At 39.9% G+C, this 8,307-nt stretch carries 9 protein-coding genes; all 9 read left to right on the top strand.

The genetic code is table 11. From position 1 onward, the window contains the following. Nucleotides 1–211: 211 nt before the first annotated feature. Nucleotides 212–841, top strand: a complete 630-nt coding sequence (gene cas1 / locus QZ169_RS11155; protein ID WP_260425627.1) for a CRISPR-associated endonuclease Cas1 — start codon at nt 212–214, stop codon at nt 839–841. Continuing rightward, a complete protein-coding gene (locus tag QZ169_RS11160; RefSeq protein ID WP_124765965.1) occupies nt 820–1,029 on the top strand; it encodes a hypothetical protein in 210 nt (69 codons plus the stop codon). The genes cas1 and QZ169_RS11160 overlap by 22 nt, the downstream gene beginning before the upstream one ends. Before the next feature lie 2 nt (nt 1,030–1,031). After that, nucleotides 1,032–1,358 carry a CRISPR-associated endonuclease Cas2 gene (gene cas2 / locus QZ169_RS11165; RefSeq protein WP_164549564.1) on the top strand — a complete coding sequence of 109 codons (327 nt, stop codon included), beginning with the start codon at nt 1,032–1,034 and terminating at the stop codon, nt 1,356–1,358. A gap of 1,296 nt (nt 1,359–2,654) precedes the next feature. After that, complete coding sequence (gene cas6, locus QZ169_RS11170) at nt 2,655–3,389, top strand: CRISPR-associated endoribonuclease Cas6 (RefSeq protein ID WP_124765961.1); 735 nt, start codon at nt 2,655–2,657, stop codon at nt 3,387–3,389. Beyond that, on the top strand, nt 3,370–5,676 hold the full coding sequence (gene cas10 / locus QZ169_RS11175; protein WP_124765959.1) for a type III-A CRISPR-associated protein Cas10/Csm1: 2,307 nt from the start codon (nt 3,370–3,372) through the stop codon (nt 5,674–5,676). The genes cas6 and cas10 overlap by 20 nt, the downstream gene beginning before the upstream one ends. Nucleotides 5,677–5,821: 145 nt before the next feature. Then, nucleotides 5,822–6,211, top strand: a complete 390-nt coding sequence (gene csm2 / locus QZ169_RS11180; RefSeq protein ID WP_032909801.1) for a type III-A CRISPR-associated protein Csm2 — start codon at nt 5,822–5,824, stop codon at nt 6,209–6,211. Continuing rightward, nucleotides 6,208–6,918 carry a type III-A CRISPR-associated RAMP protein Csm3 gene (gene csm3, locus QZ169_RS11185; protein ID WP_124765955.1) on the top strand — a complete coding sequence of 237 codons (711 nt, stop codon included), beginning with the start codon at nt 6,208–6,210 and terminating at the stop codon, nt 6,916–6,918. Before csm2 ends, csm3 begins: the two co-directional genes overlap by 4 nt. An 11-nt stretch (nt 6,919–6,929) precedes the next feature. After that, entirely contained in the window at nt 6,930–7,838 is a 909-nt protein-coding gene (gene csm4 / locus QZ169_RS11190) for a type III-A CRISPR-associated RAMP protein Csm4 (protein ID WP_124765953.1), read from the top strand. Further along, the coding region (csm5, locus tag QZ169_RS11195) for a type III-A CRISPR-associated RAMP protein Csm5 (protein WP_295507070.1) at nt 7,835–8,307 on the top strand (473 nt) is incomplete at its 3' end. The genes csm4 and csm5, both read left to right, overlap by 4 nt.

Genomic DNA, 8,307 nt, shown 5'->3' on the forward strand with positions numbered 1-8,307 from the left:
ATATTAAATAAAAAGAAAGTGTTTTAATATGGCTGATTTGTATATTCAGAACTCTTCATACAGCTTATCAATTAGTGATCGTAAGTTAATGATAAGGAACCAAGAACGCACTATGCTCAAGGCTATTTCATTAGGTCTAATTGATAACATTCTTATATTTGGTAATTCTCAGTTATCAACATAATTACTGAAATCTTTATCTCGCCATGGGATTCCAGTCTTCTATTTTTCCAGCAAGGGTGAGTTTTTATTTTCGATGGATTCTTTTAAGGATGCGGACTATGAAAAGCAGAGAGAGCAGGCCCAGGCTTCTTTTGATAAAAGTTTCTGTCTGAAGATGTCGCAGAGAATAGCTTGGGCAAAAATCATGAATCAATTAAATCTGCTAAAAGCATACGATGAGCAAGGTCTATTTGACGAAGAGGACTTTAAACGTTTTAAATCTGCTTGTGAGAGCCTTGAATCTGCCAAAAGCATATCAGAAATGATGGGGATTGAAGGCAGGATTGCTAAATCTTATTTCTACTATCTAAATCTACTGGTAGAAGAAGATTTTCAGTTTTATTGTCGCAATAGGAGGCCATCCTTAGATCGTTTTAATGCGCTGCTAAATTTTGGGTATTCAATTTTGTATTCCTGTTTTATTGGCTTGATTCGGAAAAATTGTCTTAGTGCAGGCTTTGGAGTTACCCATCAGCCACATACCCATCATGCAGTACTAGCCAGCGGCCTGATGGAAGAGTGGCGTCCAGTCATCGTAGATGATACTGTGATGAGTCTGATTAAGCATGGTGATATTAGGGGGAGCATTTTGAGAAGATGGGGGATGAAATGCATTTGACTTCGGAAGGGATTGAAGTATTTTCTCGAGCTATGAGGGAGCGCATCTTAGAAATCCATCATTATGTCGAATTGGATAAGAATCGCTATACTTTTTTGTACATGGCAGATCAGCAAATTAAGTCTTTGATTCGATGTTTTAAGTCAAGGAATGCTGACGACTATATCAGCAGTTATACGGGAGAGTGAAGATGACTTTTTATAATCTTGATAGTGTCAGCAAGGAATTTGCCAGGAAGAAAACAAAGTTTTGTCTGGTTATTTATGATATCGTAAGTAATAAAAGGCGTTTAAAACTAGCCAAGCTTTTAGAAGGCTATGGTACAAGGGTTCAGCGTTCTTGCTTCGAAGTCGATATAGAAAAGCTGAATTTTGACCTTTTGATAAAAGATATAAGAGACTTTTATCAAGCCGATGAAGGAGACAATATCATCGTATATGTCGGGCATAAAGAAGAAACTGTAGTCTTTAATCCCTATGCTGGCGCTGAGTTGCTGGAAGAGATATTATTCTTTTAATCTTTAAATTTTGCTGTCTTCATGGTATAATAAGGATAAGTTTCAACTGGGATGTCAAACTAGATCTAGTGGTCTGACGCGAAGACCCTATACAAGATATGGGGTTAGAAACCCCAGTCACCTCGAGAGGGTACGGAAATAAAGCGTCATCATAGTTGTCGTACCCCTCCAGTAAGGTTAGAAACCCCAGTCACCTCGGGAGGGGACGGAAACTGAGTTTAGAACACGAACGTCAGTCACATCTTTCTTATGTAAGACCCCCCATTCACCTCGGAAGGGTACGGAAACAAGTCGTTAGCAATCATTAGTACATAATTTTTTGTAAGACCCCCAGTCACCTCGCGAGGGGGCGGAAACAAGTCCGATACAAGCGACACTAGTGATCCCAATAAGAACAGTAAGAAACCCCAGTTACCTCGAAAGGGTACGGAAACCAGTTGATTATTCTTCATTTATCAAAACTCCTGATAAATAGGTAAGAAACCCCAGTCACCTCGTGAGGGGGCGGAAACCCACTCCTCCACTATCTAGCAATTCATCTACTTTTTGCGTAAGAACCCCTAGTCACCTCGGGAGGGGACGGAAACCCCCATCCAGTCATGTCATCTTCATTTCTTAGGTTCTGTAAGACCCCCCATTCACCTCGAGAGGGGACGGAAACTAGCTGCCTATAATCGTTGTATTCTCCGCTAGTAATTGTAAGAACCCCCAACCACCTTGAAAAGGGACGGAAACGTTAAGTAGTGTTTGATCGTTAATACCTGATAAATCAAAGTAAGAATCCCCATTCACCTCGGGAGGGTACGGAAACGAGATAGACTTTCTTTCATAGCTATCTCAATATTTTGTAAGAACCCCTAGTCACCTCGAGAGGGGGCGGAAACTAGAACTTCTTCGCGTTTACCAATAAACTGCGCAGTAAGCCCCCCCAGTCACCTCGCGAGGGTACGGAAACACTGGAATACTGTTTTCTGTCCAGTCAAAACCATCGTAAGCGCCCTAGCGTTCTCGAGAGGGTACGGAAACCAGTAATTCCACTCTTTAAATTCTGGGTTAAACCGTAAGAACCTCCATTCAACTCGAGAGGGTACGGAAACTGGGGGGATTATGATGCGATTTTTAAAATAGGATTAGATATTTAAAATAAGAAAAACCTTGACATCGCTTTCAAGATTTGATATAATAACAATCGTAAAAACAGTACTGATAATAACTAAAAAAGGGCGCCCTAGATTCGGTGAAAAATACTTTCACCGTTTTTAGGCGCTTTTTCTTATTATAGAAAGGAATGGAAATGTGAAGAAAATACGATTGCATCTTTCAAAGGTATCTTTGAAGGATGATGACTTAGTCTGTAAACTGCAGGGCTTTCTCATGGAGAAGCTGTCGGATGACTTTGCCTCTTTCCTCCATCAGCAAGAGACCAATCCCTACTCGATGAATCTTCGTTCGGATAGGGAGGAGTCTATTTGGACGGTAAACTTACTTTCGGAAGAAGCGGAGCAGCAGATATTGCCCCAGCTATTGAGTCTTGAAACGATAAAATTAGAGACTTATTCTGAGGAAATTCTGGTGAAGAATATCGAAATCCAGTCTCTTTCGTCCCAGTCCTTGCTGGAGGTTTTTCAGGGAGATGAGGCTTCGCACTTGATAAGCCTGAACTTCTATACTCCGACGACCTTTAAACGTCAGGGGCAGTTTGTCCTTTTTCCAGATACACGTCTAATCTTTCAGAGTCTCATGCAGAAGTACAGCCGGCTGGTAGAAGGCAAAGCAGAGATAGAGGAGGAAACGCTGGAGTTTTTAGCAGAGCATAGCCAAATCAGCAGTTATCGTCTGAAGAGTCATTATTTCCCGATTCATGGACGAAAATACCCCGCCTTTGAGGGTAGGGTAACTATTCGGATCCAGGGAGCATCTACCTTAAAGGCCTATGCCCAGATGCTTCTGAGATTCGGGGAATATTCTGGAGTCGGAGCTAAATGCAGCTTAGGAATGGGAGGGATGAGAATTGAAGAAAGAAAAACTTGATTTGATTTACCAGGCCTTGTTTCACAATCTTGGCCGAGTTGTTAGTCGCTCGCACGGTCAGCCCGATGATATAGATTTGGGGAAAGCATGGTTAAAAGAGCAACTGCCCCATCTTAATTTTGGTGGGGATAGCAGAACAGAAAAAATAATCGCTTTGGCAAATAATATTGCCAGTGGCTCATTAGATGAAAACGAAGTTTCAAAAGAGCAGCTTTTCAAACCGCTGGCTGATATCTTTAACGCCTTCAAAAAGAAAGAGGAGACTCGTTATCAGAAGTTTGAAGTCTTGACAGATGAGAGCAAACTCAATATTGCCATCAACGAAACAGCTGATATTAGTCAGAACTGTTATGAGGAACTGCTGAATATTTTGAATGAAAAACTGCAACAACTTCCCTTAGAGGAAGAAAGCTTGCCTTCCTTTTTCAATCTTTGGCGGAGCTTGTTTTCGAAAGTTCCTCTACTTCCTGGAGACAAGGAGCTGGGAGATCTCTCTCTGGCAGAGCATAGTCGATTAACAGTTGCTTTTGCTACTGCGATTTTTGATTATCTGGAAAGCCAAGACCAATATACTCTACTAGATGATGAATCCAAATTTTATAGAGAATCAGCCTTCTTGCTAGCTAGTTTTGATCTTTCTGGTATCCAGGACTTTATCTACAATATCGCCAGCAAAGGGGCTGCTAAGCAACTCAAGGCTCGCAGTCTTTATCTGGAATTTATGAGTGAAAATATTGTGGATAGTCTCTTGGAGAAGTTGGCTCTATCACGCGCCAATGCCCTTTATGTTGGCGGTGGCCATGCCTATTTCGTTTTACCCAATACAGAAGCTACAGTGACAGTTTTGGAGCAGTTTGAAATGGAATTTAACAGTTTCCTCCTGAAGCATTTTCAGACGGGTCTCTATGTTGCTTTTGGTTGGGCACCATTTGCTGCAGAGCAGATTATGAAATACCGTTATGGCTCGGTTGCTAGTTATCTACAACACTATCGCGAGATATACCAAGAGACTAGTCGGATGATTTCTGAAAAGAAAATCTCTCGCTACGATGCAACTACCCTGCGAGTGCTCAATAAGGGTGGTAAACAGTCTGAACGAGAGTGTGAAATTTGCCATGCAGTTGGGGATATTAAGGAGCTGCGGATAGGTGGCGAGGATGTACAAAATCTTTGTCCTATTTGTCGTGAACTTAGAGGATTTGCTGCTAAAATTCATACTTTTAACGACACTGAAAATCCTGAAAGGGAAGATTATTATTATTTTCAAATTGTAGAGGGAGAAGAAGGACTGCCGATTGGCCATGGAGCTGTATTGCTGGCTGTGGATGGAGATGATATTCCCGCTTCAGGTCGTTTATATGTGAAAAATAAATTTTCTACGAACTATGCTGCTATTCATGTCTATATCGGAGACCGTCAGGCAGCGAATATCGAAGATTATGCTGGTCTGTCTCAAAAAGAAATCGAAGGAAATGAGGGTGAGACTAGGGGAATTAAGCGGCTGGCTGTTTTGCGTTTGGATGTAGACAATCTAGGTGCGGCCTTTATGGCTGGATTTTCTGAACAAGCAGCTGGAAGTTATAATACTCTTGCTCGCTCTGCAGTATTTTCTCAGCAAATGAGTCTTTTCTTTAAGTTTCATATTAATCATTTTGCAGAAGGTAAGAATTTAACGATTATCTATGCAGGTGGTGACGATGTGTTTGCGATTGGCAGCTGGCAGGATGTTATAGATTTTGCGGTTGATATTAGGCAGAAATTTATTGCTTTTACAAATGGGAAGCTGACCTTATCTGCAGGTGTTGGGCTTTATCCAGACAAAACTCCGATTCATCTGATGGCTTTGGATGCTGGACATCTTGAAGAAGCCGCCAAGTCCAATGGCAAAGATAGCATTTCTCTTTTCAACGAACGGTACACTTTCGCGTTTGATGACTTTATTGATGAGATTTACAAAGGAAAATTAAAGGATATTCGGAGATATTTCTCTGGGCAGAAGGAGCGGGGCATCAATTTTCTCTATCGCTTGGTCGAACTTTTGCAACTTAATGATAAAACGATGTATAAGGGATATGGGCCGGAAGATGATAGAAGGATGAATGTTGCCCGCTTGGCTTATCTATTGGCGCGAATGGAAGATGAAGCTGGCAAAGAGGGGAAGGAGCACTTCAGAGAATTTAAAAATGCTTTTTGGAATTGGTACAAGAGCAGCAGTAAAACACAGAGAGAAGCAGAGTTCGCTCTCATCTACTATCTATATGAGATTAGACATCTACTATCTATATGAGATTAGAAAGGTATAAAAGATGGCACCGTACGAAAAAAATAAGAACAACCGAAATAACGGTAAAAAGAATTTTCAAAACAATCGTAATCAAGATAGATATGGTAATCAAAGTAATGAACAAAAATTTTTTAAGCTTAAGTCGCCTATTTTGACGGATGATTATGTTGATAAAGCTGACCTGGTCATTCATAGCTTGAAAAATTCAGGGACATACACAGAAGGGCCAAACAAAGGGAAGATAAAATTCAAATTAACCAGTACACAAATTCGTAATTTAGCAGCCTTGACCAGCAATCTTTTTGACGAAAGTAAAACAAAAAATGATATTGAGGAATTAAGAGAAAAAATTTCCTATTTGAGGATTCAGTTTGTCTACCAATCCGGAAGAGAACCAGCTGTAGAAGATTTTGTTAAAAAAGCAGGTTTATTAGAAGCGTTGACAGAAATTCAAGATATACCTAGTTTACAGCGCTTCTGTCGATATATGGAAGCTTTGATTGCATATTTTAAATTCAATGGAGGAAGAGATCAATGACCTATTCAAAAGTAAAAATTTCAGGAATTATTGAGCTGAAAAGCGGACTTCATATTGGTACCAGTAATGCCTTCGCAGCTATTGGTGCTACCAATAATCCTATTATCAAAGATCCCCTTACGAATCTTCCCTATATTCCTGGATCTACTTTAAAAGGAAAAATGCGCAGCTTACTTTATCGGACAGACTATAATAGCAACACAACAGAGAAGTTAAGTAAAGATAGTTTGGAAATTAGCCGTCTTTTCGGAAATTCAGAAACTTATAAAATTGGCCGCTTGGTTTTTCGAGATGCCTTTCTAAACAACAAAGAAGAGCTAGGTAAAAGAGTATCTACTTACACAGAAGTTAAGTTTGAAAATACAATCAATCGCATTACAGCTGAAGCAACTCCTCGACAAGTTGAGCGAGCTATTCGTGAAAGTGAATTTGCTTTTGAGATTATCTATTCTATTCAGGAGAAAGAACTCACTGAGGTCGAAAAGGATATGGAAATTCTCAAAGCTGGTTTTGAATTGTTAGAATGGGATTACTTAGGCGGTTCTGGCAGTCGCGGCTATGGTAAAGTGTGTTTTAAAAACTTTGAGGTTAGGACTGTCTTTGGTGAATTTGATGAGGATAGGATTAAAAAAGCCCTGAAACCATTTACTAATGATGAGTCCGATGGTGGAGGAAGTATAGAGATCCCAGATTCAGAAATTAAGTAAGGAGGTCTGCTATGGCCTATCAACTCTATAAATTAGATTTTAAGTCTGCTCATTTTGGAGAAGGTCATTTGGATGATTCGGTCATGACTTTCACGGCAGCTCGTCTTTACTCTGCCTTAGTGCTTGAAGCTATTAAGGCGGGGGTCTTAGATGAGTTTGAGAATTTATCTCGACAGGATGAGTTTGTATTGACTGATGCTTTCCCCTATATGGAAACCCCTTATCTCCCTAAGCCAATCGGCTATCCATTGTTGGATAAAGTCAACCGAAATGAAGATATTATCAAACAGCGGGAAGAAGCAAAAAAAGCAAAAAAATTAGCTTTTATTAAGCTGGGGGATTTTGACTGCTTTCTATCTGGAAATAGTATTGTTGGTGAATCTCTGGCTACAAAATCAATTAACACAAAAAACCAGCCCTTCCAAGATGGAAATCTTTATCAAGTTGCTTCAGTTCACTTTGACAAAAGCAGTCTGTATTTCATCGCCAATCAATCTGATTTGTTGGATCGTTTATTGGAAAGTCTTCAGTTTAGTGGTATCGGAGGAAAGCGCAGCAGTGGTTACGGTGGTTTTACTCTGGATAAAACTGTTGCCCAGCCACTGGATTTTTTGGAAAAATTAACTGTTAACCATACAGGCAAAGTAATGACTTTGACAACTTCCTTGCCGGTAGATAGTGATTTGGAAATAGCAATGAATGGGGGAAGATACTTACTGAAAAAGTCAAGTGGCTTTGCATTTAGTGAGGAGACGGAGTCTAATTATCGCAAGCAGAATCTTTACACTTTTAAGGCAGGTTCAACCTTTTCCAAAACTTATAATGGGCAAATCTGCGATGTCAAGCCAAGTGATGAGTTTTCTCATTCAGTCTGGCATTATGCTAAACCCTTATTCTATATATTGGAGGAATCCAAATGAAGACAAAATATAGGAAATTCAAGCTGACTCTGTGGACCTTGGGACCAGTGCATATCGGTAGTGGTCAGCTTCATACTGCTCGTGAGTATATTCTTGAAGGGGATGAATATTATTTTCCGGATATGGCTCTGCTTTATGACGAACTTATCAAACGAGGTATTGATGAAAAATTCCAAAAGTTCTTAATTGATTCGGATAATAAAACCAATCGAATAAGTGATTTTCTAGTTGAGCATGGCATAACAAAACATGATTTTGGGGGTTATAGACTTAAAGCAACAGGGCTTGAAAATCCTAAAGAAGAGAATGCAACTCGAAATCAGGAAACGACAAATCCAGGAGAAATAAATGGCGTTCATCAATTTATGAGAGATTGTTACGGTAACCCTTATATCCCTGGCAGCTCTCTTAAAGGTGCTATTCGCACTATTTTGATGAATACGCATTGGCACTCAATGAATTTTAAGAA

The organism is uncultured Streptococcus sp., assembly GCF_905372115.1.
Lineage (GTDB): Bacteria > Bacillota > Bacilli > Lactobacillales > Streptococcaceae > Streptococcus.